Genomic DNA, 26727 nt, shown 5'->3' with positions numbered 1-26727 from the left:
CGGAACAGGAGGCTAGTGGTTCGGCCAGATGCCGGGGGTGACGATCTCCAGCAGATGGCCGTCGGGGTCCCGAAAATAGAGGCTCTCGGCCCCTTTCGGCCAGTGGGTGCGGCCTTCGATGGCGACCTCGTGCGCGGCGAGATGTACCTCCCATGCCGCGAGCTCGTCCTCGGGGATCGCCAGCGCGATGTGCTGGCGCCCGCCGCCGTCGTGCGGCGGAATCGTGCCCATGCCGTCGGGCAGTTCGACCGTTTCCAGGGTCTCGCCCTGGGCGAACAGGAGCAGCATGCTCGTGCCGACGGGGTAGGCGGTGAAGCGATGATCGGCCACGTGCGCCGTCAGCCCCATCACCTGCTCGAAAAAAGCTCGCGCACGCGCCATGTCGGCCGTGTAGAGGATGGTCTCGATGACACCGTTCAAACGCGGCATGTCGGTCTCCGGAAGATTGACGGGTCAGTAGATCTGCAGCGGCTCAGGTCCGGCGGGCGGCGCGAACAGCCGGTCGAGCTCGGCCCGATCGTCGACGCCGAGCGTGACCTCGAGTGCTGCGGCGTTCTCGGCCACGCGATCCGGGTCGCCGGATTTCGGGATGGGGATCACCCCGCCCCGATCGAGCAGCCAGGCCAGTGCGGCCTGGGCGGGCGTCAGGTCGCGTGCCCGGGCGAAGGCGGCCAGACCCGCGTGCCGCAGCAGCCCGCCGTGGTCGAAGGGCGAATACGCCATCGTCGCGATCCCGCGTTCCCGGAGCCAGCCCAGCAGCTCCCATTCGATGCCGCGCTGGGCCAGGTTGTAGAGCAGCTGGTTGGCCTGGATCGCCGCCCCGCCCTCGCAGTCGACGAAGCGCCGGCTCGCCGCCAGATCGAGATTGCTCACGCCGAAGTGGCGGATGCGGCCGTCCGCCTGCAGCCGCCGGAACGCCTCGAGCGTGGCCTCGAAGGGCACGCCGCCCTGCCAGTGCAGCAGATACAGATCGAGATGATCGGTACCGAGCCGTTCGAGGCTGGCTTCGCAGGCGGCGATGGCCGAGGACGTGTCCGCGTTCGACGGCAGCACCTTGCTGACCAGGAACACCTCGTCGCGGCGGCCGGCGATCGCCTCGCCGACCAGCCGTTCGGCGCGGCCGCTGCCGTACATCTCGGCGGTATCGATCAGGCGCATGCCGTGATCGATGCCGGCGCGTAGCGCGGCCACCTCGGTGTCGCGCGTCGCCGGATCGTCGCCCAGAAACCAGGTACCCTGGCCGAGCGCGGGCACCGACTCGCCGCAGGGCAGTGTCACCGTCTTCATGTCTTGGACTCTGCTGTGGTGGTGTTACCAGCGCTCGCCGAACGGCCGCAGATCGAACTCGAACGTCCACGCCGACGGCGGCTGACGCGTGATCTGATAGACGGATTCCGCGATCGCATCGGCATCGAGAAAGAAGGTATCGGGCCTGTCCGGCATCATCTCACGGGTGCGCGGGGTGGCGACGACGCCGTCGATGATCGCGATCGCCACGTGGATGCCCTCGGGTCCGAGCTGGCGAGCGAGCGACTGCGCGAGGCTATACTGCGCGGCCTTGGCCTGGGCGAACCCGGCGAAACGCGCCCCGCCCTTGCGGCTCGCGGTGGCGCCGGAAACCACGATGTGGCCGGCGCCGGCCGCACGCATCCCGGGCAGGACCGCGCGCGTGCAGTGGAACAGGCCGAGCGTATTCGTGCGCCAGGCGGCTTCGAGATCCGCGGCTTCGACCTCGTCCACGCTGCCGAACACGGCGTTGCCCGCGTTGTAGAGCAGCGTCTCGACGGGGCCGAGCTCCGCCGCGATGGCCTTGAACGTCGCCTCGACGGCCGCCCCGTCGGTCACGTCGCAGACATAGCCGTGCGCCGCGCCCAACCCCTCGGCGCTCGCGGCGACCGTCTCGTCGCGGCGCGCGATCAAGGCCACGCGATAGCCCGCCGCCGCGAAGCGCCGGGCCAGCGCCCGGCCGTTGCCCGGGCCGGCGCCGGGAATCGCACAGACCGGAGGACTCATGCCAGACACCCCGGTCTCACAGCCGCTCCACGATCGTGACGTTGGCCATGCCGCCGCCTTCGCACATCGTCTGCAGTCCGTAACGCCCGCCGTGGCGATGCAGGCCGTGCACCAGCGTCGTCATGAGCCGGGTGCCGGTGGCGCCGAGCGGGTGGCCGAGCGCGATCGCGCCGCCGTGCACGTTCATCCGCTGCGGATCGGCGCCGGTGGCCGCCAGCCAGGCCAGCGGGATCGGGGCGAAGGCCTCGTTGACCTCGAACAGGTCGATGTCGTCGACCGACAGATCGGTGCGCGCCAGTGCCCGCTCCGTGGCCGGCAGCGGCGCCTCCAGCATGATCACCGGGTCGTGGCCGATGACGCTCATGTGGTGGACCCGAGCCATCGGCGTCACGCCCAACCGCCGCAGACCGTTCTCGTTGACCACCAGCACGCCGCTGGCACCGTCGCAGATCTGGCTCGCGGTCGCGGCACTGATGCGCCCGTTCTCGGCCAGCGGCGAGACGCCGGCGATGGCCTGCCGCGTGGCGTCGAAGCGAATGCCCTCGTCGACCGCGTGCATGCACTGGCCGCCGGTCTCGGGATCGAGCACGGAGACCGGCAGGATCTCGTCTTCGAAGGCGCCGGCTTCGGCCGCCTGTGCGGCCCGGCGATGGCTGTCGAGCGCGAACTCGTCCAGCGCGTAACGTTCGAGGCCGTATTTCTCGGCCACCATTTCGGCGCCCTCGAACTGGCTGAACAGCTCCGTCGCGGGATAGCGCGTCCGGATCGCGGGGCTCATGTACAGACCCATGTCGGCCTGCTTCGCCAGCGTGAGCGGCGCCCCCATGGGCACGCGGGTCATGCTCTCCACCCCGCCGGCGACGACCACGTCCTGACAGCCCGACATCACGGCCTGGGCGGCGAAGTGCAGGGCCTGCTGCGACGAACCGCACTGCCGGTCGACGCTGGTACCCGGCACGGCTTCGGGCAGGCTCGAGGCCAGCACCGCGTTGCGGGCGACGTTGACCGCCTGCTCGCCGACCTGGCCGACGCAGCCGAGAATGACGTCGTCGACCGCATCCGGTGCGACGCCGGTGGAGTCCACGAGCCCGTCGATCAGCGTGCCGGCGAGATCCACCGGGTGCCAGCCCGACAGGCGTCCGCCCCGGCGTCCGCCGGCCGTGCGCATTGCCGATACGATGTACGCTTCACCCATGACGCAATGTCCTGCTCTGCCCGCAACGCTGAGCCTACGTTTGTGCCAGCCTGCCCGAACCCTGTAAAGCGCGATGTCCGCGCCCATGTCCGCAAGCCGCAAGTCAAAGCTCACCCACGCCGCGATCTTCACCCTGGTGCGCAGGATCCCCGAGGGCCGTGTCGCCACCTACGGCCAGATCGCCCGGCTGGCCGGGCATCCCCGGGCCGCGCGCCAGGTCGGCTATGCGATGCATCAATGTCCGCCGGGACTGCCGTGGCATCGCGTGATCAACGCCCGCGGACGGCTGTCGCTGCCGGAGGGCAGCACCGGTGCGCTCACCCAGCGGCGACGGCTGGAGACCGAGGGCGTGGTCTTCATCGGCGGACGTATCGACCTCGAACGTCACGGCTGGCAACCCGACTGATACGGCAGTCAGCCGCCCGAGCTGCGCCCCGGCCGGCCCTCGCGCACAGGGGGCTCGGAGCGACCGGACGCCGTGGTTTCCGCGATCGCGTCGTGCTTGGGCCGCTGGCCGCCCCGCCAAGTGGACGCGGTGCGAGGCTGCCGCGCAGACAACCGCCCGTGCGCACCCCAACAACAATCAACACCAGGCGTGCACAAGCCTGTGAACAAACGGCGACAGCTCCGCTGCACCAAGGGATTGCGGCCGGCGGTCATTTTCTGACCAGGCGCTTCGCACGCCGCGGGCTATCGTCCAGCACAGGGCGCGCCGGCGCGCAACAGCGGCCCGAGGGGGGTAAATTACCGGATGGACGCACGTCGCAGCCGCGTGGCGAAATGAGGATCGCCATAACACAGGAGGAGATCGCCATGCTTCTGAGCCATCGAACGCGACGAATGCGCATGACGGCGAGCTGGTACCGGATCGCCCTCGATGCCAATGCGCTGACGCGCGGCGAACGCGAGCGTGTGAAACAAGCGTTCGAAAACGCCCATCGGGCCGCAGGCAGCCCCGAGGATGTGAGCCTGTGGGCGGAACCGCAATCCGACGGCGGCGTCCACCTGTTCCTGTCGCCACTCGCGGTGATGAACGAGCCGGGGCTGGTCCATCGTTTCAACGCCATTCACTGCGCCCGCCCGCGACAGCCGCTGCAGCTGCTGGCCGGCCGCCATCGCATGTCGGCGGGCGCGGCCGGCGGCAGCAGCCGGCCCGCCTCGACACGCACCGTGCGTGAGTCTGGACTGCCGGCCACCTATCGATGCCGCTCCGTGCGTCGATTCAAGGTCGCGCGCGCCTGTCAGCCACACGACCTGGCCCCGTTCGTCAGACGCTGGATCGGCGCCTGGTCGGCCGGCGCCACGTCCGCGCCCACGCCCGGATCGCATCGACGCTGAGTCGCAAAACGCCCGCGCCTGCGCCCTGCGGGCCGGGCCTGCTAGGCTGCGATCCGGCGTTCACGCAGATAACAAGGACAGATCATGCGCATCGAGGATCGCTGTTTCCTGATCACCGGGGGCGGCTCCGGGCTCGGCGCCGCCAGCGCTCGCGCGCTGGTCGAGGCGGGCGCCCGTGTCGTGCTGGCGGATATCGACGACACCAAGGCACGCGAGACCGCCGACGCCATCGGCAGCTCCGCCCACTACGTCCACTGCGACGTCACGCGCGAGGAGGACGGCCGCGCGGCCGTAGCCGCGGCACGCGAGCACGGCGGCGGGCTGCACGGGCTGATCAACTGCGCGGGCATCGGCATCCCGGCCAAGGTGCTCGGCCGGGACGGCCCCCACGACCTGACCCAGTTCAGTCGCGTCATCCAGATCAATCTGATCGGCAGCTTCAACATGATCCGGCTGGCCAGCGAGGCGATCGCCGCGGAGACGCCCGACGACGACGGCGAACGCGGCGTCATCATCAACACGGCTTCGGTGGCGGCCTTCGAGGGCCAGATCGGCCAGGCCTCCTATGCCGCCTCCAAGGGCGGCGTCGTCGGCATGACGCTGCCCATCGCCCGCGAGATGGCACGCCACGGCATTCGCGTGATGACCATCGCGCCGGGGCTGTTCGACACGCCGATGATGGCCGAACTGCCCGAGGATGTCCGCGATTCGCTCGGGGCGATGGTGCCCTTCCCGTCGCGCCTGGGGCAGCCGGCCGAGTACGCCCGCCTGGCCCGCGACATCATCGAGAATCCGATGCTCAACGGCAGCACCATCCGGCTCGACGGCGCCATCCGGATGCAGCCTAAGTAGTAGGCCGTGGCTCGTGGCGGTATGTGGCATGATCGGCTGAAAATCGCTCGGTGCTAAATCCGATGACTCCATCCGAGACCGCTCCCACGCGAATCGACGACACCGACGCTTTGGTGCTGCAGAGCGTCGGCGCTCGCGGTGTCTGCACCCTGACACTGAATCGACCCCGGCAGTACAACGCCCTGTCCGACGCGGTGCTGGACGAACTCGACGCCGCGCTCCTGGCCAGCGGCGAGAACCCGGAGGTCCGCTGCGTGGTGATCGCCGCGAACGGGCCCGCGTTCTGTGCCGGCCACGATCTCCGGGAACTGCGCGCCAGCGAGGACCGGCGCGTCCACGAGGCCACCTTCGCCCGCTGCAGCGGGCTCATGCAGCGCATCGTCGCTCACCCCGTGCCCGTGATCGCACGAGTGCAGGGCCTGGCCACCGCCGCCGGCTGTCAGCTCGTGGCCAGCTGCGATCTGGCGGTCGCCGCCGAACGGGCGCAGTTCGCGGTTTCCGGTATCCGAGCCGGCCTGTTCTGCTCGACGCCGGCCGTGGCGCTCAGCCGTGCGATCGCGCCCAAGCGCGCCTTCGAGATGCTCGTCACCGGCGATTTCATCGACGCCGTGACCGCACGCGACTGGGGCCTCGTGAACGCCGTCGTCACCGACGCCGCGCTCGACGAGGGCGTGGCCCGCTACACCGACAGCATCTGTGCCAAGAGCCGTCACGCCATTCGGCGCGGCAAGGCGCTCTTCCATCGCCAGATCGAGCGCCCCCTGGCCGAGGCCTACGCCGATGCGAGCGAGGCCATCACCTGCGACCTGTCCTCGCACGACGCACGGGAAGGCATCGACGCCTTCCTCGAGAAACGCGCGCCGCACTGGCGCGATCGCTGAGGGCGGTGTCCGCTTCGGTGTGAGCGTCTTGCCCGCCCCCTATGAGCCCGCACTTCGAGGCGCATGATTAAGACGCCCGAAGCCCGACGGGACACGGTGGCAGCGGCGCCGATTCCCGGCCGGCGCCGGCAGGCGTGTCGCACTGAGCCGTCGGCGGCGCGTATCGGAGCGTCCACTCCATGGCAAGGGATGGCACACCTCGACATATATTCCGCTTAGCGATACTATCTTTCGCCCATTGGCACAGGCGAGTGTGCGAATGACATTATCGGGCCGGCAAGTCCGCTTCGGCGAACCTCCCGGTGGAATCTGTGCGAAGTTGAGCACCTCTTTGTTCGCGGCTCGACGCTACTCAACTTTCACAGCGAACTCAATGTCTCGAGCCTTTTGTACACCGGACTCGGCGCGGCGACAAGGGCTTCGTATTCTGTATACGAACATCGGTCTCGGGTACGCTCGCAGCGGCGCATGTCGATTCAATATTCCGCCGTCGACGGCAAATACGAAATAAGTTCAGTCCTTCGTTATTTTTCCCGTTTTTTAAAAACAATTCACCCTTCAAGAGCCGCATTCCATCGTGCTCGATAAATATATTGACGCTCGAACGACGGCCGTTTAGGCTTGCGAACGCCGCTTTCCGGTGGTCCGGCCAAAGCGTGTTTCCCCATCGCGGGATCGAAATCGTCCCGGGCCGCCAAATACGACGCTTTTACAATAAAACCGGAGATCAAGCAGCCCATGCTCATCGATTCCTTTCTGCGTCCACTGTCCGCCTCGCTCGTGCTCGGCGCCCTCGCGCTCGCGCCGATGACGCAGGCCCTCGCCGACGAGGACAGCAAGCCGGACCTGCCCGGCACCATGACGTGGTCGTCCTATGACGTCGGTTCCGCCGGCTACGCCGAGGCCTCCGCAATCGCCGATGCCTTCGGCCGCGAATTCGGCACCCGGATCCGCATCCAGCCCTCGGGCTCGGCGATCGGCCGGCTCCAGCCGCTGCTGCACGATCGTGCTCAGGTCGGGTTCCTGGCGACCGAGACCTTCTTCGCCACCGAAGGCGTCGCCGATTTCGGCAAGCGCAAGTGGGGCCCGCAGGACCTGCGCACGATGGCCGGTCGGCCGTCCTCGTTCGGCATCTTCACGGCGCGCGATGCGAACATCACGTCCATGGAGGAACTCGAGGGCGAGCGTTTCGCCTATGTGGCAGGCAACCCCTCGATCAACGAGAAATGCGATGCGCTGCTCGCCTTCGCCGGCCTGAGCCGAGACGACGTCGATGCGCGCATGTTCCCGACCTACAACGCGGCCATGAGCTCTTTGGCCCAGGACAAGGCCGACGCCTCGTGCACCACGACCACGCCGAGCCAGGTCTATGAGCTTGCCGAGTCGCCGCGCGGCATCCGCTGGCTCGAGGTCGACCCGGACAACACCGAAGGCTGGGAGCGCCTCAAGAAGGTCGCGCCCTTTCTCCAGCCCTATCGCGAAACGGTCGGCGCGGGCCTGAGCGAGGACAACCCGGTCGACATCTTCGCCTATCGCTATCCGGTCCTGGTGGTCCAGGCCGACACGGACGAGGACTTCGTATACAACTTCCTCAAGGCGTTCGACCAGACCTATCCGATGTACAAGGACGGTACGTCGGTGATGAACCGCTGGAACCTCGAGCGCGCCGGCACCCCGCCGATCGACGCCCCGTTCCACCCGGGCGCGATCAAGTATCTCGAGGAAAAGGGCATCTGGACCGATGAGATGCAGGCCTGGAACGACCAGCGTCTGGCCCGGCTCAACGCGCTGAAATCGGCCTGGAAGGAAGCCGTCGCCGAGGGCGAGGGCAAGAGCGAGGAGGCTTTCGCCGAGATCTGGCAGAAACATCGTCAGGACGCACTCGACTCCCTCTAGACCGAGCGCCGTGGCCCGTCGGGCGCAGGCAGAGACCTGCGCCCGACGCTTATCCCGTTTGCAACGGAGACCGGTTTCATGAGCACCCAAACCCCTTCGGCGACCGAGCTGAACATGGAAGCCGAGCGCGAAGCCGGCAGTCGACTTTCCGGTGTGTCCTACTGGATCGTGCTGCTGCTGGGCACGGTCGGCCTGCTGCTGACCATCAATCAGACGTTCAATATCGGCCCATTCGGCTTTCAGCCGCTGGGCAATTCGTTTCTCTACTACCTGATCGGCATCTTTCTCGCCGTCACCTTTCTCTACTATCCGGCCTGGGTTGGCGCCAAGCACCACGTCCCGCTGTATGACTGGGTTCTGGCGATCGCGGCGATCATCCCCGCGCTCTATCTCGGCTATCACGGGCTCGAGATCATCCGCGAGGGCTGGGACTTCAGCGCGCCGCTCGAAGCCACCATCGCCTCCGGCGTCCTGCTGGCGCTGATCCTGGAGGGCACGCGACGCTGCGGCGGGATTCCGCTGCTGCTCGTTGCGATTCTGTTCGGCAGCTATCCGCTGTTCGCGGATTACATGCCCGGGTTTCTGTGGGGCACGCAGTACGGCTTCGGCGAGACGCTGCGCGCACACGTCATGGGTGTGGAGTCGGTCATCGGCATTCCGATGCAGGTGGTGGCCAACCTGATCATCGGCTTCGTCGTCTTCGGCGCCGCACTCACGGTGACCGGCGGTGGCGACTTCTTCATGGATTTCGCGCTTGCGCTCATGGGCCGCAGCCGCGGCGGTCCGGCCAAGGTGGCCGTGGTCTCCAGCGGAATCATGGGCAGCCTGTCGGGCAGCGTGATATCGAACATCCTGACCACCGGCCCGATCACCATCCCGACGATGAAAAAGGCCGGATATCCGGCCCACTACGCCGGCGCGATCGAGGCTTGTGCGTCGACCGGCGGCACGCTCATGCCGCCGGTGATGGGCGCGGTGGCCTTCATCATGGCCTCGTTTCTGAACGTGCCCTACGCCGACGTGATGATCGCGGCCTTCCTGCCGGCGCTGCTGTTCTACATGGCGCTGCTGTTCCAGGTGGACGCCTACGCCGCCCGGCGCGGACTCATCGGCATGCCGGAGTCGCAGATTCCGAAGGTGCTGGACACGCTGAAGACGGGCTGGCCGTATCTGTTCAGCCTGGCGATGCTCATCTACATGCTGCTGGTCATGCGCCTGGACGCCTACGCGCCCTACTACGCCACGGTGGTCCTGCTGGTTATCTCGGTGTTCAAGCGTCAGTACCGGATGAACTGGTCCCGGCTGCAGTACCTGATCATGACGCTGACCAGCAGCGTCGGCAGCCTGGTCTCCATTCTCGCGGGTATCGGCCTGGTTGTCGGCGGGCTGTCGTACACCGGCGTGGCCGGCGCGTTCTCGCGCGAGCTGCTGCTCTATGCCGACGGCAACATCGCGCTGATGCTCGGCGCCGGCGCGATCACCAGCTTCGTGCTGGGCATGGGCATGACGGTCAGCGCCTGCTACATCTTCCTGTCGATCCTGCTGGCGCCGGCGCTGGTGCAGGCCGGGCTGAATCCGCTGGCCAGCCATCTGTTCATCCTGTACTGGGGCATGATGTCCTACATCACCCCGCCGGTGGCGCTGGCGGCGATCACCGCGGCCGGCGTGGCCGGCTCCAAGGCCTCGCGGACGGGACTCTACGCCATGCGTCTGGGCAGCATTCTGTTCGTGCTGCCGTTCCTGTTCGTGACCAATCCGTCGCTGATCCTGCAGGGCGACCTGCTCCATATCGTCATCTCGGCGGCCACCGCGCTCACCGCGATCTGGCTGGTGGCCTCCGCGCTCGAGGGCTATCTCTACCGCGTCGGCACGATCAACCCGGCCATGCGCCTGATCGTGCTGGTCGCGGCCGCGGCCCTCATCTATCCGGAGCGCCAGACGGACCTGGCCGGCCTTGCGATCATCGTCGGCGTCTACATCGCCGACGCCGCCCTGGGCGGCCGCCTGGGCTCGAAGGAGGCCCAGCGGTATGCCCGCGAGCGGGCCGAACAGCAGGCCGCCGAAGACAAGCCCGCGACCCACGAGGGAATCTGAATGATAGACAAGCGTATCGCCTCCATGCGCGAGGCCCTGACCGACGTCGCGCCGGGCAGCGCGGTGATGATCGGCGGCTTCGGCAGTTCGGGCATTCCGTTCGAACTGATCGAGGCCCTGCGTCAGCACGGGGCCGGCGATCTGACCATCATCTCCAACAACGCGGGCGTGGCCGAGGAAGGCATCGCCGCCCTGCTGCGCGATCGCCTGGTGCGCAAGGTGGTCTGCAGTTACCCGCGTTCCCAGGGTTCGATCTGGTTCGAGCGCCTGTTCGAGGAAGGCGCGATCGAACTGGAGCTTATTCCGCAGGGGACCTTCGCCGAGCGCATGCGTGCGGCCGGCGCGGGCCTGGGCGGCTTCTTCACGCCGACCGGATACGGCACCAAGATGGCCGAAGGCAAGGAGACCCGCGAGATCGACGGTCGCGGTTATGTCCTCGAGCATCCGCTGTCGGCGGATTTCGCCCTGGTCCGCGCCCACAAGGGCGACCGCTGGGGCAACCTCGCCTACAACACCGCCGGCCGCAACTTCAATCCGGTGATGGCGATGGCCGCCGAGGTCACCGTGGCCGAAGTCGAGCATCTCGTCGAGCTCGGCGATCTCAACCCCGAAAGCGTCGCCACCCCCGGCGTGTTCGTGAACCGCGTCGTCGCCCAGGAGGGCATGAACTGATGCAGCGCCTGACACCCGAACAGATGGCCGAACGGCTGGCCCAGGATATTCCCGACGGCAGCTACGTGAATCTCGGCATCGGCATGCCGGTGATGGTCGCCAATTTCGTGCCCGAGGGCCGGGACGTGATCTATCACAGCGAGAACGGCATTCTCGGCGTCGGCCCGACGCCGGCGCCGGGCACCGAGGATCCGGACCTGATCAATGCGGCCAAGCAGTACGTCACCCTGATCAAGGGCGGCTGCTTCTTCGATACGGCCGAATCCTTCGCCATGATGCGCGGCGGCCATCTGGACATCGCCGTGCTCGGCGGCTTCCAGGTCTCCGCCGCCGGCGATCTGGCCAACTGGGCGACCGACAACGAGAAATACCCGCCGGCCGTGGGCGGCGCCATGGATCTGTCGGTGGGCGCGAAGGCGGTGTACGTGCTCATGCGGCACACCACCAAGGACGGCCAGCCCAAGATCCTCGACGAGTGCAGCTATCCGCTGACCGGCGCCGGGGTGGTCCGTCGCATCTACACCGATCTCGCCGTGATCGAGGTCACCGACGCGGGGCTGCAGGTCGTGGAACTGCACGACGGCAACAGCTTCGAAGACGTCCAGGCGGCGACCGGCACCCGGCTGCTGCCGCCGGCGGCCTGAACGCGAACCTCGACAGCGCCCGGCTGCGCAGCGCGCTCGCCTACATCGCGCTGGCCGCCGGTGTCGCCGGCGTGGGCCACGGGGCGGCCGTCGTCGGCGCGCCGGCGGTGCTGGCCTATGTGGCCCTTGCCTGGCCGTCGCTGAACCGCGTCCCCCGGTTCATCCTCGCGGTCGCCGCCGCGACCACTGGCGTCTGCCTGCTCGCCGCGCCCGCGCTGCTGGTGGACGGCGGTCGCACGCTGACCCGGCTGGCCGCGCTGATCATCGCCGTCATGCTGCTCGCCCATACGCTCGGCCGCTCGCGCCATCTGGGCGTGATCTCGGAGCATCTGTTCTCCGGACGGGCGCTGACGCGCTATCTCAGCGTGACCTTCGGCAGCCTGTTCCTGGCGGTGCCGCTGAACTTCGGCGCGGTCAGCGTCGTGGGCACGCTCATCGGCCGCGAGATCGAGCGCCACGGCGACTCCGCCGGCACCCGCAACGCGGCCCGCGGCGTGCTCAGGGGCTTCGGTTCGGCGTCGCTGTGCTCGCCGCTGTCGATCGCGGTCGTGCTCACCCTGACCCTGGTTCCCGGCATCGATGGCACGTCGCTGATCGCACTCACCTTTCCGCTGGCGGCAACCTATCTGTGCCTCGGCGCCTGGTTTCGCGAGCCCGAATCCGACGCGGGCCGGGTGCCGGACCGGTCCGCCGGCCGGGTGGCCGCATCCTGGCTGTTCTTTGCCGGCTGCATCGGACTGATCTGTGTGGGCACGGGCCTGCTGCGCCAGCTCGCCGGCTTCGACTACGCCCGCGCGGTCACCTGCAGCTGCCTCGCAGTGGTCGCGCTCGGGCTGCTCGGCGCCCCCCGAGGCGAGCGCGTGCCGGCCATGGGCGGCATCGGCAACGAGCTGGCGATCATCGGCGGTTCGGCATTTCTGGGCGCGACCCTGAGCGCGTTCGTCGCCACCCGGCTCGGCGCCGACTTTGCGCTGCCCCTGTGGTCGTTCCCGCTGGTCGCGCTGGGCACGCCCTGGCTGCTGTTCGGCGGCGGGCTCTGCGGCCTCAATCCTCTGGTGCTGGTCACGCTGCTTGGTGGACTCGCCGGCCGACTGTGGCCGCCGGCGGCCGGTCTCGGTCTCGGCATCGCACTGGTCTCCGGCTGGGGGCTGACCATCGCCGGCACGCCCTATTCCGCGAACGCCCTGCTCGTCCAGCGCCTGACCGGCTACGACAACTGGCGGGTGTCGGTGACCTGGAGCGGGCGGCTGTCGCTCTGCGCCCTGACGCTCGCCTCGATGCTCGCCGCCGCCGTGACCGTGACCGCGCTGTTCGGTTAGCGGCCCGTACCGGCCGCGGTGATAGCCTGAGCGGATATCCCATGGCCTCGTCCTGATGACCGATCACACGTTTCGCGCCCTCTACCCGGAGATCGAGCCCTTCGACAGCGGCCGTCTCGCCGTGTCCGACCGCCACACCCTCTACTACGAGCAGTGCGGGCGTCCCGACGGCAAGCCGGTGGTGTTCCTGCACGGCGGCCCGGGCGGCGGTTGCGCCCCGGCAAGTCGGCGCTTCTTCGATCCCGAGCGCTATCGCATCGTGCTGTTCGACCAGCGCGGCTGTGGACGCTCGACGCCACATGCGGACCTCGTCGACAACACGACCCAGCACCTGGTTGCCGACATCGAACGCCTGCGACAGCATCTGGCCGTCGACCGCTGGCAGGTCTTCGGCGGTTCCTGGGGCTCGACGCTCGCCCTGGCCTACGCCGAAGCGCACCCGCAGCGGGTGACCGAGCTCGTGCTGCGCGGCATCTTCATGCTGCGCCGCGCCGAGATGCTCTGGTTCTATCAACGGGGCGCCAACGCGCTGTTCCCGGATGCCTTCGAAGCCTATCGCGATCACATCCCCGCGGCCGAGCGCGGCGACATGATCGGCGCCTACTATCGGCGCCTGACCAGCGACGATCCGGACGTGCGCATGGCAGCCGCCCGGCACTGGTCCACCTGGGAAGGCGCGACGAGCCATCTCCAGCCCAGCCGCGACTATCTCGAGACCACCGCCGGCAGCCGTTTCGCGCTGGCCTTCGCCCGCATCGAATGCCACTACTTCGTGCACGGCGGCTTCTTCGAACACGACGATCAGCTGCTGCGGGAGATCGAGCGTATCCGCCACGTCCCGACCGTCATCGTGCACGGCCGCTACGACGTCGTCTGCCCGCTGGCCAACGCCTGGGATCTGCACCGCGCCTGGCCGGAGGCGGCGCTGCGGATCAGCCCCGCCGCCGGCCATTCGGCCTTCGAGCCCGCCAATCGGCATGCATTGCTCGAGGCGACCGACCGGTTCGCCGCCCGCGACTGAGTTTCGTTTGCCAGCGCGCCGTCAGGGGGCCGATTCGGGCGGCGGCGCGAAAGGGGAAGCCGAGGATCGCGAGTGACCCGGGCCCGGCCGACGCGTATTCGCGGTCCGATCCGGTATAGACACCGGGAGCGAACGCCCCGGGGCGCTCAGGCCACCTCGACCGCGCCGACCGCCCGCCCGCGACCGCTGGTCTTGGCCTCGAACAACGCCCGGTCGGCGCGTTCGAGGGCTTCCGCCGGCCGCATCCCCGCCTTGGGGGTGACCACGATGTGGCCGACGCTGATGGTCAGGCGCGCTCCGGGCGCTTCCGGATTCGGCAGTTCGAGCGCCTCGATCCGCTCGCACAGGCGCTGCGCGAAGCGCGCCGCCGGCTCGCGGGCCATGCCGCTGGCCAGCACCACGAATTCCTCGCCACCGTAGCGGGCCAGGACGTCGGAGCCGCGCTGGAAGATCTCCGCGAGGCGCTGTGCCACCTGCACCAGCGCCCGATCACCGGCGGGATGGCCGAAGGCGTCGTTGTAGTGCTTGAAGTGGTCGATGTCGATGAAGAAGAGCGCGATCGGATCGGCGTTGCGCGCGGCGAACTCCCAGAGCACGGCCAGCCGCTCGTCGAAGTGGCGCCGATTGTAGATGCCCGTCAGCGCATCGAGAGCCACCAGCTTCTCCAGCTCGGCGTTGGCGGTGGCCAGGTCGCGCGTCTTGGAACGCAGTTCACGTTCCAGCAGCACGCGCTGGGTCACGTCCTTGTGGATGCCGATGTAATGGGTCAGGGTCCCGTCGGCCTCGTAGATCGGCGAGATGCTGACCTCGTTCCAGAAACGGCTGCCGTCGCGCCGGCGGCTGTGAAACGTCGCTTCGCAGCCGTCCCCGTCGTCGAGAACCGTGCGTGCGGCATCCGCGGCCGCATCTTCGGCGGGCCGCATGATCCCGCAGGGATGGCCGACCAGCCTGTCCAGCGGGTAGCCGGTCATGCGCTCGAAAGCGGGATTGGCGAAGATGATCGGCAGGTCGCTCCGGCGCGCGTCGGTGATGGTGATGCCATCCCGCGAGTCCATGACGGCCTGCTTGAGCAGCTCGAGGTTGATCATCCGGTGTCGTTCCTTGCCCGTCGGCTGTTCATCAAACCATGTCGTGCCGCTCGCCGCCATCCCGGCGACTACCGAGACGCGCGGCGTCACCCGTCGCTGCGGCGATGACGGCGCCAGGATCGCACCCGTCGCCTGCGACAGGATAAGCTCGGCCCCGCACCCTATTCTGACCGGAGGAGACATGTCACAGGATAACTGCTGTTCCATCGCGCCCTATTTCGAAGTGCCGGCGGACCGCATGGACGAGTTCCAGACCCTGGTGGATCAGTTCGTCGAGGCGACGCGCAACGAACCCGCGTGCCTGTACTACGGCTTTCTGTTCGACGGCAACACGGCAACCTGTCGCGAGGGCTACGACGGCGCCGACGGCGTGCTCGCGCATCTTGACAACGTCGGCGAACTCTTCGCCAAGGCCCAGACCGTCGCCCGCCTTGTGCGCATGGAAGTCCACGGCCCCAAGGCCGAACTGGATCGGCTGCGCGAGCCCTTGTCCGGCCTCGACGTGAACTTCTACGAGCTGGCCGAAGGCTTTCGTAACCCGCCGAGCTAGCACGGGCGCCCGGTGGGTCGTCCCGGCGGGGCGCAGCGCGGCAGGAGCCGGTTGTCGCCATCGAACGGCCCGCCGGCTCGCCTCCGGCCGGCCTATCGGCGACGGCCGTCGGGCCGATCGGCGGCGGAATCTCGCTGGAACGGCGCTCGGCTTCGTGACACGGCGTCGGGCGCGCGGCGGCCGGCGCCGTACGGGCCCAGGGCGCCGCGGACGATCGGCGTGATGATGCGGTAGACTTCTGACAATACCTCTGGTCAGATGCGTGATCGGAGACCGCGCAGACAACCCATCGTCAAGACACCCGCCATGCCGACACCCGCCCTGCCGCCGCGCCTCGAGGCCGCCGCCGCCCGCGGCCTGCTCAATCTGCCGGCGCCGATCCTGCGTCTGCTCGCCGGCACGCCCATCGTGCGCGACGGTCAGACCCTCGACGTCCAGACCCAGCTGCTGCTGCGCCTGCAGCGGCTGCAGGGCAACGCGGCGCTCGGCGGTCGCGACCCGGCCCACGAGCGCCGGGTCATGGACGCCCAGTGCCGCCTGCTGGAGCCGAGGGCCGTCGGGGCGATCCAGACGCGCGCCGTGCGCCTGTCGGGCGGCGCGGGCCCGATCGACGGTCGCCTCTACCGCCCGGACGGTGCCCCCGCCCGGGCGCCGGCGCTCGTTTTCTGCCACGGCGGCGGTTTCGTGATCGGCTCGCTCGACTCGCACGACGGCATCTGCCGGGCGCTTGCGGCGCGCGCGGGCTGCGTGGTGGTCTCGGCGGCCTACCGCCTGGCCCCCGAACATCCGGCACCGGCCGCCGTCGAGGACGCGGTGGCGGCGTTCCGCGATATCGCCCACCGCGCCGACAGCCTCGGCCTCGATCCGACACGGCTGGCCGTCGGCGGCGACAGCGCCGGCGGCAATCTCGCGACGGTGGTCGCCCAGCAGACGGCCGACGACGACATCGCCCCGGCCTTCCAGCTCCTGTTCTACCCGGCGGTCGACTTCGCCGAGGACCGCGAGTCGGTGCGGACCTTCGCGCGCGGCTTCCTGCTCGAGAAGGCCTCCATGGATTGGTTCCACGGACACTACATACCGGCGTCGATGGACAATCGCGACCCGCGCGTATCGCCGATTCATGGCCGGCTCGCCGGTCTGGCCCCGGCCCACATCATCACCGGCGGCTTCGATCCGCTGCGTGACGAGGGCGAAGCCTATGCCGCCGCCCTCGCCGCGGCCGGCACGAAAGCGACCCATCGCCGGCTGCCGAGCATGATCCACGGTTTTCTCAACTTCGCCGGCGCGGTGCGCGGGGCCGACGCCGCGATAACGCGCGCAGCGCAGGTCCTAGCCGAGGCTCTGCGCTGACCGCCGACGCGGATCGACACGCCACGGCGTCCCCTCGCTGCGAGCGCCGCATCGCGCCGGCATGGCATATTGACGGGTACCGCGCGACACGCAGACAGGCCGATCGCCGCCTCCGGAAAAGCCCGAGCCAACGATCTTCGGATGGCCACGCGGCACATCGCGCGCGCCGGAACGCGCAGGCATGCCGATGGAGCGATCATGGATACCAAACCCCCGATTCCACCCTTCGACGAGGCCAGCGCGCTGCGCAAGGTGCGGCTGGCCGAGGATGCCTGGAACACGCGCGATCCCGAGGCGATCGCCGCCGTGTACACCCCGGACACCATCTGGCGCAATCGGATCGAATTCCCGCAGGGCCGTGCGGAGGTCATCGCCTTTCTGCAGCGCAAGTGGCGCCGCGAGCTCGACTATCGCCTGATCAAGGAGCTCTGGGCCCATCGGGACGACCGACTGGCCGTCCGGTTCGCCTACGAATGGCATGACGACAGCGGCCAGTGGTACCGGGCCTACGGCAACGAGAACTGGGCGTTCGACGCACAGGGTCTGATGCACACACGGTTGGCGAGCATCAACGACCTGCCCATCAGGGACAGCGACCGCCTGTTTTTCTGGCCACAGGGCCGTCGTCCCGACGATCACCCGTCGCTGAGCGCGCTCGGGCTCTGAACGAGTACGATCGGCTGTCCGGCCGCTGCCTACGACGCGCCTCCGAACGCCGGGCCCCTGCGTTCGACGCCGCGCGCATCGACTGGAGCGCAGTCGTGTTCACGCGGCTCGCCGACGCACGGGGACCACCGGATCCGGGCTACGTCGATCGGGGCGGACCGAACGCCTTCAGCCGGCGTCCTGTTCCTCGAGCCCGTAGCCCTGACGGAGCTCCTCCGGATCGATCTCGCCGTTGTCGTCGGCATCCAGCTGATCGAAGTACGGCGTCATCGCCGCCTGATACTCCTCCAGCGATATGCCCCCGCTGTCGTCTCGGTCGAGGTTGTCGATCCAGCGCTCGCGCGCGGCCTCGCGGGCGCGCCGAACCGCGGGACTCGACGTGTCGCCCTCGATGGCCGCCTGGGCGGGCTCGAGCTCCTCGCGCGTGATCGTGCCGTCGCCGTCGGAGTCCAGTCGGCGAAACGAGGCCACCTGGGCATCCATCGCCTCCTGGCGGCTGATGACGCCGTCGTCGTTGGCATCCAGCGCGTCGATGCCGCCGCGCGGCCCCTGCGCTGTAGCCACCCCGGCCAGGCCGGCAAGGAGCAGCGCGCCGATGACATATCCGGTCGGAGACGCATTCGTGTTCATTGCTTGATTCCGTGTCTGCATGATCGCGGCCGGAGCCGCACTCGAAGTTTGGGCAGCGTCGATGCGTCTGCGTTCGCTTGGAGTGGCCGAAAACGCGCGATCCGGCCCGGGCCGGCCGACCAGGCGGGCGAATATCCGACCCCACCGGAGCGTCCTCAGAATCGGTCGTGACTGTTTTCGTCCTCCGATTCGGGATAATCGAAGACCACATCGGAGTAATCCGCGCGAAGTTCCGTAATCGCGACCGGCCGGCCGGCGGCGTCGAAGCGCACGTGCCCGATGCCCGAGCCGTTGACGAGCCGCTCGCCGCGCTCGGCAGGTGAAGGCCGTCTCGGCACGATGCGCATGCGGCGACGCTTGGTGAACCAGTTCAGCGGCGAATACGGCGCATACAGCCAGCGGTTGAGGCGATCGAACCAGTCCAGCAGCGTGCGCGGAAACTCGTTCTTGACGCCGGAACTCGTGATCTGCCAGATCCGCTGGCGTATCGCCGAGAATCGCAGCGTGACGTCGTAAGCGAAGGAGTAATGCACGTCGCCGGACAGGATCGTGAACGTGCGCGGCGTGCCGCGATGGCGAAAGATGTTGAGCAGCGTATGCGCCGCGCCGCGGTGGGCCATCCAGTTCTCCGCATCCACCATCAATGGCTTGCCGAAAAAGGTGAACACGCGCTGGATGTTCTCGATCAGCTTCACGCCGAAAATGGGTGCGGGCGAGACCATAACCACCGCATCGCGGCCGAGCAGCCGGCCCTGCATCTCGCTGAGGGCCTCCCAGTCCATCAACCCCGAGGGTCGGGTGGGCTGGCGCTGGCGCCGCCACCGCCGCGTGCGCGTGTCGAGTACCACGACCGCGGGCTCGGTATCGAGGGTGAAGTGCCACTGGTCAAAGGACAGCAGCCGATCGATCAGGGCGTCCTGGCTGGCGCCGTCGCGCCGTGCGATGAAGTGTTCGACCTGGTCGAGCACCCCGTCGTCGAAGGCCTCTGGACGATTGCCCCAGCCCTGGCAGAGCAGATAGGCGATCAGCGCGTTGCCGATGATCCGGCGCGAGAACGGGTGGCCATAAGCGCTGTCCATCCACTCGCCGGTGAGGTTCCAGTCGTCGGTGATGTCGTGATCGTCGAAGATCATCGCGGTCGGCAAGTTCGCCATCAGCCGGCGCGCGGCCGGCAGCTCGGCCACGAAGCGCTCGATGATCGGCCGTTCCGAATCGTAGGCCGCATTCTCGTCGCCCTGGAGTTCCGGACGCGTGAAGGTCAGACCCCGCCACGGCGCGTCCGACCAGCACAGCAGATACATGGCCAGGACCTCGGCCAGCGTGATCAGGTGATTGCCGGCCGTGGCCGAGGTGAACACGGGCTTGCGCGTGCCGCCGAAGAACCGGTCCCGCAGGTCACGGGTGGTCTTTTCCATCGGCAGCAGTTCCTCGCGCTGGTAGTAGCAGTATTCGCAGGCGTACAGCGCGTCGCTGTCCGGCAGGGTCGCGCCGGCGAGCGTCTCCGACCAGAGACCGAGCCGTGCGATCAGGGCATGGATCGCCCGGAGCATCGGTCCCGCCACGTCGTCGGCATAGATCTGGTCGCCCGTCAGCAGGAGCACCGAGGGCCACTCCGCGGTGTCGTCGCGCTGCGCGCCCAGCCAGCGATCGGCGCGCGCCATGCCGTCGCCGGAATCGTGATGCGGTCGCCGACAGGAGCCGTGCAGCAGGTTCGTCAGCCGGGGGCGGATGGCGAATCGCGGCCGCCGCTCGCCCGGATAGCACAGCCCCGGTTCGGCCGCGGCCAGCGAAGTGCCCGCGGCGCCGAGTTCGAGGTCGTAGCCGATCGGGCCATCGACCGGCAGCGGCGAGACCGCGTGTGCCGCCAGATCGACATCGATGAGCTGAATCCAGGCGTGGCTGCCGATGCGCAAGCTCCGGGTGGCCGCGGCCAGCGGTATGCGCGCGGCGGGCGCCTCGGCGCGACCGTCGTCGTCGGGATACAGCATCAGCGTAAGCGGCATGTCGCGGCTCGTGACGAGCCACAACACGACGCGCTCCGGTTCGGCGCGGCGCACTATCGGGCCGGCCAGAACCGCGGGCAGGCCATCGGTAGGGGCAATCATCGCGCGATTGTACGTCGGCGGCCGGCCGCCGGCATGCCCATGACGTCGATGCGGCTTGACCCGGAGTGTCGATGGATCAAAAATAAGCCTTAGCTAATTTTTGATGCGCGAGCCGAAGACTGCCGTTCGAGCCCGCCGCGTTCCGGCGTCTACAAACACCTCATGATGCAAAACGAACGACCACGCCATCGCTCTTGCCGGCGAGTGGTGCCGGCGTGACGCAGTCACGTGCCGCCGCCGATGCCGCCGTGGATCCCCTACCCGGCGAGAACGCCACCGCGCGCGCCGCGGAAGCCGCCCTGGCCGGGCGACAGCGCGGCCTGCGGCGATTCCTGCCTTTCCTCGGGCCGGCTTTCATCGCATCCGTGGCCTATATCGACCCCGGCAATTTCGCCACCAATATCCAGGCCGGTTCCAGCTATGGCTACATGCTGCTCTGGGTCGTCGCCGTGTCGAACCTCATGGCGGTGCTCATACAGTCCATGTCGGCCAAGCTCGGCATCGCCACCGGCCGCAATTTGCCGGAACTCTCGCGCGAACGCTTTCCGAGGCCGGTGACGATCGGGCTGTGGATTCAGGCCGAGATCATCGCGATCGCGACCGATCTGGCCGAATTCATCGGCGGCGCGCTTGGCCTGTATCTGCTGTTTGGGATCCCGCTGTTTCCGGCGGCGGTGATCACCGGGGTGTTCTCCTTCGGGCTGCTGGAACTCCAGCGCCGCGGCTTTCGCCCGCTGGAGGCCGGTATCTCCGCCCTGCTCGGTGTCGTCGTCGCGGCGTTTGCCTACGAGGTCTGGATCGCACGCCCGGACGGCGGCGACCTGCTGACCGGATTGTTCGTGCCGCGGCTCGCGGGCACCGACAGCCTGCTGCTGGCCGCCGGCATTCTCGGCGCCACGGTCATGCCGCACGTCATCTACCTGCATTCGGCGCTGACTCAGCGCCGCGTAGTGGGCCGCGACGCCGAGCAACGCCGGCGCATCTTCCACTTCGAGCTGATCGACATCCTCATCGCCATGGGCCTGGCCGGGCTGATCAACGGCGCCATGCTGGTGATGGCCGCGGGCCTGTTCTTCGGCGCGGTCGAGCCGGTCTCCACGCTCGAGGGCGCCTTCGCGCATCTGGAGGCCGTGTCCGGCTCGCTGGCGGCCACGCTGTTCGGCATCGGCCTGCTGGCCAGCGGTTTCTCGAGCTCGTCGGTGGGCACGATGAGCGGGCAGATCGTGATGCAGGGCTACATCAACCGCCGCATCCCGATATTCCTGCGACGGCTGATCACCATGGGCCCGGCCCTGCTGATTCTGGCGCTCGGCGTGGATGCGACCACGGCACTGGTCATGAGCCAGGTCGTGCTGTCCTTCGGCATCCCGTTCGCACTGATTCCGCTGCTGATCTTCTGCTCCAACCGGGAACTCATGGGCACGCTCGTCAATCGCCGTGCGACCTCGATCGCGGCCTGGGGCGTGGCCGGCCTCATCATCGGTCTGAACGTGTTTCTGCTCTACCGCACGCTGTTCGGCATCTGAAGCGTCCAGCCTCAGCCGCGTCCCTGCCACAGCGCGAGGCGGATGGTCGCCAGCATGCCCAGCGCCGTGAGCGTGCCGACCATGGCCGCCACGCCGGGCCAGCCGTAGCGCGACCAGACCACGCCGCCGAGCGCGCCGACGATGCTCGACCCCAGGTAATAGGCCAGCAGGTACAGTCCGGCGGCCTGGCCCTTGCCGGCTCCCGCGAGCGGACCGACCCAGCCGCTGGCCACCGAGTGGCCGGCGAAAAAGCCCACGGTGACTAGGGCAATCCCCGCCACGATGAACGGCAGCGACGCCGGCAGCATCAGCAGCAGGCCGAGGCTCATGACCGACAGCGCGGCCACCAGTACGGGCGCACGCCCGTAGCGATCGGCCAGGCGCCCGAACAGCGCCGAAGCCGCGATCCCCAGCAGATAGACCACGAAGATCGCGCCGATCGCGCTCTGGCTCAGCCCGAACGGCGGTGCCGCCAGCCGATAGCCGATGTAGTTGTAGACCGTGACGAACGCGCCCATGAGAATGAAGCCGCAGGCGAACAGCCACGGCAGTGCCGGGTGGCGCAGATGGCGGGCGATCGGCTCGAAGTGCTCCGACAGCGCGAGCCCGCGCCGGGCCCGGAAATGCCGCGACGGCGGCAGCAGCAGGATGAACACCGCGGCACAGAACAACCCCAGCCCGCCGATCACCGCCATCGACGCGCGCCAGCCGCCGATATCGGCGACCACGCCGGCGAGCACGCGCCCGGACATCCCGCCGAAGGCGCTGCCGCCGATATACAGGCCCATGGCGAAGCCGAGATCGCCGGCCCGCATTTCCTCCGACAGATAGGCCATCGCCAGCGCCGGCACGCCGCCGAGCGCGATCCCCTCGAGGGCGCGCGCGGCCAGCAGAGCATGCCAACCGGGCGAGAACGCGGCCGCGATCGACAGGCCGGCGGAGATCAGCAGCGAGGCGGCCATCATCCGTTTGCGATCGATCGCCTCGGACATCAGCCCGGCCACGAACAGCGTCAGGGCGAGCACGCCCGTGGTCAGCGACAGCGACAGGCTGCTCTCGGCCGGCGAGACGCCGAAAGTCTGCGAAAACAGCGGCATCAGCGCCTGCACGCTGTACAGCGACGAGAATGTCGCGAAACCGGCGGCGAACAGCGCGACCAGCGCACGCCGCGCGCCCGGTGTGCCGCGGGCCAGACCGGTACCGTCGCGTGAAGCCTCATTCATCGCCGAATTATCGCATGCACCCGCTCGCAGGCGGCCGTTCGCGACCCGATTCTGAAAATCCGTGCCGCACACGGCTGGCCGGGGGCCGATCTATGCCCGATAATGCGCGCGTTTTCCTCCGACCCCCGCGGCCCACACTTTATGATCGATAATCTTCGCAATATCGCGATCATCGCCCACGTCGACCACGGCAAGACCACGCTCGTCGACTGCCTGCTCCGCCAGTCCGGTACCTTCGAGGCGCGCGACGACGTCGCCGACCGGATCATGGACTCCAACGATCTGGAAAAAGAGCGCGGCATCACGATCACCTCCAAGAATACGGCGATCGAGTGGCGCGACCCGGATGCCGACGATGTCTATCACATCAATATCGTCGACACCCCCGGCCACGCCGACTTCGGCGGCGAAGTCGAGCGCGTGCTGTCGATGGTCGACTCGGTGCTGCTGCTGGTCGATGCCGTGGACGGTCCCATGCCCCAGACCCGGTTCGTTACCGGCAAGGCCTTCGAACTCGGTCTGAACCCGATCGTGGTGATCAACAAGATTGATCGCGACGGTGCACGCCCCGACTGGGTGCTCAACGAAACCTTCGATCTGTTCGATTCGCTCGGCGCAACCGAGGATCAGCTCGACTTCCCAGTCGTCTATACCTCGGCGATCGGCGGCTACGCCGGCATGGACGAGGACGTGCGCGACGGCGACATGCTGCCGCTGTTCCGGACCATCACCCAGAACGTGGCGGCACCGCCGGTAAACCTGGACGGGCCGTTCCAGATGCAGATCACCACGCTGGACTACAACAGCTTTGTCGGCCAGATCGGCATCGGGCGGATCGCCCGCGGCATGATCAAGCCGGCCACCAACATCACCATCGTCGATCGCGAAGGCGGCACTCGCAACGCCCGCGTGGCCAGCGTTTTCGGCTTTCTCGGCCTGAACCGCGTCGAGGTAGACGAGGCCCGGGCCGGCGATATCGTCGCCATCACCGGCATGAACGACCTCGACATCTCGGATACGCTCTGCGATCCGCGGCAGCCGGAATCGCTGCCGCGCCTGACGGTGGACGAGCCGACCATGAGCATGACCTTTGAGGTCAACAAGTCGCCCATGGCCGGCAAGGAAGGCAACTATCTGACTTCCCGGCAGATCCGGGAGCGTCTGGAGCGGGAGCTCAAGTCCAACGTCGCGCTGCGCGTGGAGGAAGGCGGCGACGCGGACCGTTTCAAGGTGTCCGGGCGCGGCCTGTTGCATCTGTCGGTACTGATCGAGACGATGCGGCGCGAGGGCTATGAGCTGTCCGTGTCGCGCCCGGAAGTGGTCACCCGGGAAGTCGATGGCGAACTCCAGGAGCCCTACGAGCTGTTGATGTGTGACGTCGAGGACGATCATCAGGGCCCGGTGATCGAAAATATCCAGCAACGCCGCGGCCAGATGCAAAACCTGGTCCCGGACGGCAAGGGCCGCACGCGCATCGAATTCATCATCCCCTCGCGCGGGCTGATCGGTTTCCAGACTGAGTTCATGAGCCTGACCTCGGGCACCGGCATCGTCACGCATGTGTTCGATCACTACGGCAAGATCGGCAACGCCGCGATCGGCCAGCGCAACAAGGGCGTGCTGATCGCCAATGCCCCCGGCAAAGCGGTGGCGTTCGCGATCTTCAATCTGCAGGGCCGCGGCGAGATGATGATCGCCCCCAACGACGAGATCTACGAAGGTATGGTCGTGGGCATCCACTCGCGCGAGAACGACCTGACCGTCAACGTCCAGAAGGCCAAGCAGCTCACCAACGTGCGCGCCGCCGGGACCGACGAGAACATCCAGCTCACGCCGGCCACGCGAATGACGCTCGAACAGGCCCTGGAGTTCATCAACGACGATGAGCTGGTCGAGGTTACGCCCAGCGCCGTCCGCGTGCGCAAGCGCTGGCTCAAGGAGCACGAGCGCAAGAAGGCCGGCCGCGCCAACGGCTGACTCGCCGTCTCGTGCGAGGCGGCCGCCGGCTCCACGAGTCGGCGGCCGCCGGCCGTTTCCGTTCCGATCGATCGAGGGGTTTGCCCATGTCCCGCAACAGCCGTTCCCGTCTGATCGTCCGTACTGCTCGGCTCGCCGACATTCCGGCGATCAACCGCGTCGTCCAGCGCACCTACCCGAATCTGGACGATTACACCTACGACGAACTGCGCGGCCAGATCAACAACTTCCCCGAAGGCCAGCTCGTCGCGGTCTACGAGGACACGGTGGTCGGCTACTGCGCCACGCTGTGCCTGCCCGAGGAGCAGGTCATGCGCCCGCACACCTGGGCCAAGATCACCGGCAACGGCTACGGTTCGACCCACGACACCGACGGCGACTATCTCTACGGCTACGAGATCTGCGTCGACCCCGGCTATCGCGGCCTGCGCATCGGCCAGCGGATGTATCGGGAGCGCGAGGCGCTCTGCGTCAAGCTCGGCCTCAAGGGCATCGTGTTCTCCGGCCGTCTGCCGGGTCTCAGGCGGCGCTTCAAGCAGTTCGGCAGCGCGGAGGCCTACGTCGAGGCGGTCAAGGACAAGCAGATCCGCGACTCGGTGCTGTCCTTCCAGCTCGGCCAGGGCTACGAGCTGCTCGGCGTGATGCCCAACTACCTGCCGCCGGACGTGGCCTCCATGGGCTACGGCGCGCACCTGCTGTGGCGCAATCCCGAATACAAGTATCGCGAGGACGTCGCCGGCGACTCGCACGTGCACCTGCAGCGTCCGGCCACCGTGCGCATCGCGGTCGTGCAGTACATGCAGCGGGCGATCGACTCCTTCGACGAATTCGCTCAGATCGTGACCTACTTCGTTCAGGAGACCGCAGACGCCAGGGCCGACTTCGTGGTGTTTCCGGAGTTGTTCACCGTGCAGCTGCTCTCGATCAAGAACGAGGAGCTGCGCCATCGCGCCGCGATCCAGCGGCTGGCGGATTTCGTGGACGAGTTCCGTGAGCTGATGGCCTCGCTGGCGGTCAAGTACAACATCAACATCATCGCCGGCTCGCACCCGACCTGGGTCGGCGACGATCTGCAGAACATCGGCTACATCTACCTGCGCGACGGCTCCGAGTACCAGCAGCCCAAGATCCACCCCACGCCCGGCGAACGCCACTACTGGAACATCGTGGGCGGCGACTCGCTCAACGCCATCGAGACCGACTGCGGCCCCATCGGCGTGCTCGTCTGCTATGACAGCGAGTTTCCCGAACTGTCGCGGCATCTGGTCGATCAGGGCATCAACATGCTGTTCGTGCCGTTCTCCACCGAGGACCGCAACGGCTACCTGCGGGTGCGCTATTCGGCCCACGCCCGCGCGGTGGAGAACCAGATCTACGTCGCCACCGCCGGCAACACCGGCAACCTGCCGCGCGTCCACGCCATGGATCTGCACTACGCCCAGTCCGCGATCGTCACCCCCTGCGACTTCGCCTTCGCCCGCGACGGCATCGCCGCCGACACCACCCCGAACGTGGAGATGGTCGCGATCGCCGACGTGCGCCTCGACGTGCTCGCCGACGCCCGCACCACGGGGTCGGTGCAGAACATGCTCGATCGCCGGCACGACCTCTACCACGTGCAGTGGAAGCCGCGCCGGCGGGCGGTCAAGGGCGCCAAGGCCCGCTGAGGCGGGCGGCCCTTACCCGC

Annotated in this window: 25 protein-coding genes; 16 read left to right on the top strand and 9 right to left on the bottom strand. The window is 68.1% G+C overall.

Features of this window, described 5'->3' with window-relative positions:
* Positions 1 to 12 precede the first annotated feature (12 nt).
* The 4 genes from SAOR_RS10805 to SAOR_RS10790 are packed head-to-tail and all read right to left on the bottom strand — an operon-like array spanning position 13 to position 3208.
* Positions 13 to 429, bottom strand: a complete 417-nt coding sequence (locus SAOR_RS10805; RefSeq protein ID WP_123631435.1) for a VOC family protein — start codon at positions 427 to 429, stop codon at positions 13 to 15.
* Between the two features lie 24 nt (positions 430 to 453).
* The gene (locus tag SAOR_RS10800; RefSeq protein WP_123631434.1) at positions 454 to 1287 is read right to left on the bottom strand and encodes an aldo/keto reductase; all 834 of its coding nucleotides are present in this window, start codon (positions 1285 to 1287) and stop codon (positions 454 to 456) included.
* A 24-nt stretch (positions 1288 to 1311) separates the two neighbouring features.
* The gene (locus SAOR_RS10795; protein WP_123631433.1) at positions 1312 to 2013 is read right to left on the bottom strand and encodes an SDR family NAD(P)-dependent oxidoreductase; all 702 of its coding nucleotides are present in this window, start codon (positions 2011 to 2013) and stop codon (positions 1312 to 1314) included.
* A gap of 16 nt (positions 2014 to 2029) precedes the next feature.
* The gene (locus tag SAOR_RS10790; protein ID WP_123631432.1) at positions 2030 to 3208 is read right to left on the bottom strand and encodes an acetyl-CoA C-acetyltransferase; all 1179 of its coding nucleotides are present in this window, start codon (positions 3206 to 3208) and stop codon (positions 2030 to 2032) included.
* Between the two features lie 85 nt (positions 3209 to 3293).
* On the opposite strand from SAOR_RS10790, the gene SAOR_RS10785 reads away from it, so the two are divergent.
* The 4 genes from SAOR_RS10785 (at position 3294) to SAOR_RS10770 (ending at position 6279) form a co-directional block, all read left to right on the top strand.
* The gene (locus SAOR_RS10785; protein ID WP_245965446.1) at positions 3294 to 3614 is read left to right on the top strand and encodes an MGMT family protein; all 321 of its coding nucleotides are present in this window, start codon (positions 3294 to 3296) and stop codon (positions 3612 to 3614) included.
* A gap of 158 nt (positions 3615 to 3772) precedes the next feature.
* The gene (locus tag SAOR_RS10780; RefSeq protein ID WP_123631431.1) at positions 3773 to 4546 is read left to right on the top strand and encodes a hypothetical protein; all 774 of its coding nucleotides are present in this window, start codon (positions 3773 to 3775) and stop codon (positions 4544 to 4546) included.
* An 84-nt stretch (positions 4547 to 4630) separates the two neighbouring features.
* Complete coding sequence (locus tag SAOR_RS10775) at positions 4631 to 5398, top strand: 3-hydroxyacyl-CoA dehydrogenase (protein ID WP_123592420.1); 768 nt, start codon at positions 4631 to 4633, stop codon at positions 5396 to 5398.
* A 62-nt stretch (positions 5399 to 5460) separates the two neighbouring features.
* Positions 5461 to 6279, top strand: coding sequence for an enoyl-CoA hydratase (locus SAOR_RS10770; RefSeq protein ID WP_123631430.1), 819 nt, complete (start codon positions 5461 to 5463; stop codon positions 6277 to 6279).
* A 551-nt stretch (positions 6280 to 6830) separates the two neighbouring features.
* Here the strand turns inward: SAOR_RS10770 and SAOR_RS16825 are convergent.
* Positions 6831 to 7019, bottom strand: a complete 189-nt coding sequence (locus SAOR_RS16825; protein ID WP_185015649.1) for a hypothetical protein — start codon at positions 7017 to 7019, stop codon at positions 6831 to 6833.
* Here SAOR_RS16825 and SAOR_RS10765 point away from each other — a divergent pair.
* From SAOR_RS10765 to pip, 6 genes are all read left to right on the top strand, one after another.
* A complete protein-coding gene (locus SAOR_RS10765) occupies positions 7018 to 8175 on the top strand; it encodes a TAXI family TRAP transporter solute-binding subunit (protein WP_123631429.1) in 1158 nt (385 codons plus the stop codon). The genes SAOR_RS16825 and SAOR_RS10765 overlap by 2 nt on opposite strands.
* A gap of 78 nt (positions 8176 to 8253) precedes the next feature.
* Positions 8254 to 10269: a TRAP transporter permease gene (locus tag SAOR_RS10760; RefSeq protein ID WP_123631428.1), complete on the top strand. Its 2016-nt coding sequence runs from the start codon at positions 8254 to 8256 to the stop codon at positions 10267 to 10269.
* Positions 10270 to 10941, top strand: a complete 672-nt coding sequence (locus SAOR_RS10755; RefSeq protein WP_123592424.1) for a 3-oxoacid CoA-transferase subunit A — start codon at positions 10270 to 10272, stop codon at positions 10939 to 10941.
* Positions 10941 to 11585, top strand: coding sequence for a 3-oxoacid CoA-transferase subunit B (locus SAOR_RS10750; protein WP_123631427.1), 645 nt, complete (start codon positions 10941 to 10943; stop codon positions 11583 to 11585). Before SAOR_RS10755 ends, SAOR_RS10750 begins: the two co-directional genes overlap by 1 nt.
* 71 nt (positions 11586 to 11656) lie before the next feature.
* Positions 11657 to 12904 (top strand): hypothetical protein, encoded by a 1248-nt coding sequence (locus SAOR_RS10745; protein ID WP_221179960.1) that lies wholly within the window; start codon positions 11657 to 11659, stop codon positions 12902 to 12904.
* Positions 12905 to 12959: 55 nt separating this feature from the next.
* Positions 12960 to 13925 (top strand): prolyl aminopeptidase, encoded by a 966-nt coding sequence (pip, locus tag SAOR_RS10740; RefSeq protein WP_123631426.1) that lies wholly within the window; start codon positions 12960 to 12962, stop codon positions 13923 to 13925.
* A 146-nt stretch (positions 13926 to 14071) separates the two neighbouring features.
* Here pip and SAOR_RS10735 read toward each other — a convergent pair whose 3' ends face one another.
* Positions 14072 to 15013 (bottom strand): GGDEF domain-containing protein, encoded by a 942-nt coding sequence (locus tag SAOR_RS10735; protein ID WP_185015648.1) that lies wholly within the window; start codon positions 15011 to 15013, stop codon positions 14072 to 14074.
* Between the two features lie 181 nt (positions 15014 to 15194).
* Between SAOR_RS10735 and SAOR_RS10730 the strand changes: the two genes are divergently transcribed.
* The 3 genes from SAOR_RS10730 (at position 15195) to SAOR_RS10720 (ending at position 17579) form a co-directional block, all read left to right on the top strand.
* Positions 15195 to 15563 (top strand): putative quinol monooxygenase, encoded by a 369-nt coding sequence (locus SAOR_RS10730; RefSeq protein WP_123631424.1) that lies wholly within the window; start codon positions 15195 to 15197, stop codon positions 15561 to 15563.
* A gap of 306 nt (positions 15564 to 15869) precedes the next feature.
* Complete coding sequence (locus SAOR_RS10725) at positions 15870 to 16913, top strand: alpha/beta hydrolase (protein ID WP_123631423.1); 1044 nt, start codon at positions 15870 to 15872, stop codon at positions 16911 to 16913.
* 198 nt (positions 16914 to 17111) lie between these two features.
* A complete protein-coding gene (locus SAOR_RS10720; protein WP_123631422.1) occupies positions 17112 to 17579 on the top strand; it encodes a nuclear transport factor 2 family protein in 468 nt (155 codons plus the stop codon).
* A 168-nt stretch (positions 17580 to 17747) separates the two neighbouring features.
* Here SAOR_RS10720 and SAOR_RS10715 read toward each other — a convergent pair whose 3' ends face one another.
* Complete coding sequence (locus SAOR_RS10715) at positions 17748 to 18209, bottom strand: EF-hand domain-containing protein (RefSeq protein ID WP_185015647.1); 462 nt, start codon at positions 18207 to 18209, stop codon at positions 17748 to 17750.
* Positions 18210 to 18364: 155 nt separating this feature from the next.
* The gene (locus SAOR_RS10710) at positions 18365 to 20212 is read right to left on the bottom strand and encodes a metallophosphoesterase family protein (RefSeq protein ID WP_245965445.1); all 1848 of its coding nucleotides are present in this window, start codon (positions 20210 to 20212) and stop codon (positions 18365 to 18367) included.
* Between the two features lie 317 nt (positions 20213 to 20529).
* Here SAOR_RS10710 and SAOR_RS10705 point away from each other — a divergent pair, with 317 nt between their 5' ends.
* A complete protein-coding gene (locus tag SAOR_RS10705) occupies positions 20530 to 21840 on the top strand; it encodes an Nramp family divalent metal transporter (protein ID WP_221179959.1) in 1311 nt (436 codons plus the stop codon).
* Positions 21841 to 21851: 11 nt separating this feature from the next.
* On the opposite strand, the gene SAOR_RS10700 is transcribed toward SAOR_RS10705, so the two are convergent.
* Positions 21852 to 23063, bottom strand: coding sequence for an MFS transporter (locus tag SAOR_RS10700; protein WP_123631419.1), 1212 nt, complete (start codon positions 23061 to 23063; stop codon positions 21852 to 21854).
* Positions 23064 to 23204: 141 nt separating this feature from the next.
* On the opposite strand from SAOR_RS10700, the gene typA reads away from it, so the two are divergent.
* Together typA and SAOR_RS10690 are read left to right on the top strand one after the other, a co-directional pair.
* Positions 23205 to 25040 carry a translational GTPase TypA gene (typA, locus tag SAOR_RS10695; RefSeq protein WP_123592434.1) on the top strand — a complete coding sequence of 612 codons (1836 nt, stop codon included), beginning with the start codon at positions 23205 to 23207 and terminating at the stop codon, positions 25038 to 25040.
* An 86-nt stretch (positions 25041 to 25126) separates the two neighbouring features.
* Positions 25127 to 26707: a bifunctional GNAT family N-acetyltransferase/carbon-nitrogen hydrolase family protein gene (locus tag SAOR_RS10690; RefSeq protein ID WP_123631418.1), complete on the top strand. Its 1581-nt coding sequence runs from the start codon at positions 25127 to 25129 to the stop codon at positions 26705 to 26707.
* The last annotated feature ends 20 nt before the right edge of the window (positions 26708 to 26727 follow it).

Origin of the sequence: Salinisphaera orenii subsp. orenii MK-B5 (genome assembly GCF_003788635.1) — a bacterium.
In the GTDB taxonomy this organism is placed as follows: Bacteria; Pseudomonadota; Gammaproteobacteria; order Nevskiales; family Salinisphaeraceae; genus Salinisphaera; species Salinisphaera orenii.
The sequence above is the reverse complement of the archived record's forward strand: the minus strand, read 5'-3'. Positions and strand labels throughout refer to the sequence as shown.

Coding starts and splice junctions, on each gene's coding strand:
- SAOR_RS10755 (WP_123592424.1), top strand. CDS start 10,270: ATGATAGACAAGCGTATCGCCTCCATGCGCGAGGCCCTGACCGACGTC.
- SAOR_RS10805 (WP_123631435.1), bottom strand. CDS start 429: ATGCCGCGTTTGAACGGTGTCATCGAGACCATCCTCTACACGGCCGAC.
- SAOR_RS10690 (WP_123631418.1), top strand. CDS start 25,127: ATGTCCCGCAACAGCCGTTCCCGTCTGATCGTCCGTACTGCTCGGCTC.
- SAOR_RS10715 (WP_185015647.1), bottom strand. CDS start 18,209: ATGAACACGAATGCGTCTCCGACCGGATATGTCATCGGCGCGCTGCTC.
- SAOR_RS10790 (WP_123631432.1), bottom strand. CDS start 3,208: ATGGGTGAAGCGTACATCGTATCGGCAATGCGCACGGCCGGCGGACGC.
- SAOR_RS10750 (WP_123631427.1), top strand. CDS start 10,941: ATGCAGCGCCTGACACCCGAACAGATGGCCGAACGGCTGGCCCAGGAT.
- SAOR_RS16825 (WP_185015649.1), bottom strand. CDS start 7,019: ATGGGCTGCTTGATCTCCGGTTTTATTGTAAAAGCGTCGTATTTGGCG.
- SAOR_RS10785 (WP_245965446.1), top strand. CDS start 3,294: ATGTCCGCAAGCCGCAAGTCAAAGCTCACCCACGCCGCGATCTTCACC.
- SAOR_RS10795 (WP_123631433.1), bottom strand. CDS start 2,013: ATGAGTCCTCCGGTCTGTGCGATTCCCGGCGCCGGCCCGGGCAACGGC.
- SAOR_RS10765 (WP_123631429.1), top strand. CDS start 7,018: ATGCTCATCGATTCCTTTCTGCGTCCACTGTCCGCCTCGCTCGTGCTC.
- SAOR_RS10800 (WP_123631434.1), bottom strand. CDS start 1,287: ATGAAGACGGTGACACTGCCCTGCGGCGAGTCGGTGCCCGCGCTCGGC.
- SAOR_RS10700 (WP_123631419.1), bottom strand. CDS start 23,063: ATGAATGAGGCTTCACGCGACGGTACCGGTCTGGCCCGCGGCACACCG.
- SAOR_RS10725 (WP_123631423.1), top strand. CDS start 15,870: ATGCCGACACCCGCCCTGCCGCCGCGCCTCGAGGCCGCCGCCGCCCGC.
- SAOR_RS10710 (WP_245965445.1), bottom strand. CDS start 20,212: ATGCCGCTTACGCTGATGCTGTATCCCGACGACGACGGTCGCGCCGAG.
- pip (WP_123631426.1), top strand. CDS start 12,960: ATGACCGATCACACGTTTCGCGCCCTCTACCCGGAGATCGAGCCCTTC.
- SAOR_RS10730 (WP_123631424.1), top strand. CDS start 15,195: ATGTCACAGGATAACTGCTGTTCCATCGCGCCCTATTTCGAAGTGCCG.
- SAOR_RS10720 (WP_123631422.1), top strand. CDS start 17,112: ATGGATACCAAACCCCCGATTCCACCCTTCGACGAGGCCAGCGCGCTG.
- SAOR_RS10735 (WP_185015648.1), bottom strand. CDS start 15,013: ATGATCAACCTCGAGCTGCTCAAGCAGGCCGTCATGGACTCGCGGGAT.
- SAOR_RS10775 (WP_123592420.1), top strand. CDS start 4,631: ATGCGCATCGAGGATCGCTGTTTCCTGATCACCGGGGGCGGCTCCGGG.
- SAOR_RS10760 (WP_123631428.1), top strand. CDS start 8,254: ATGAGCACCCAAACCCCTTCGGCGACCGAGCTGAACATGGAAGCCGAG.
- typA (WP_123592434.1), top strand. CDS start 23,205: ATGATCGATAATCTTCGCAATATCGCGATCATCGCCCACGTCGACCAC.
- SAOR_RS10770 (WP_123631430.1), top strand. CDS start 5,461: ATGACTCCATCCGAGACCGCTCCCACGCGAATCGACGACACCGACGCT.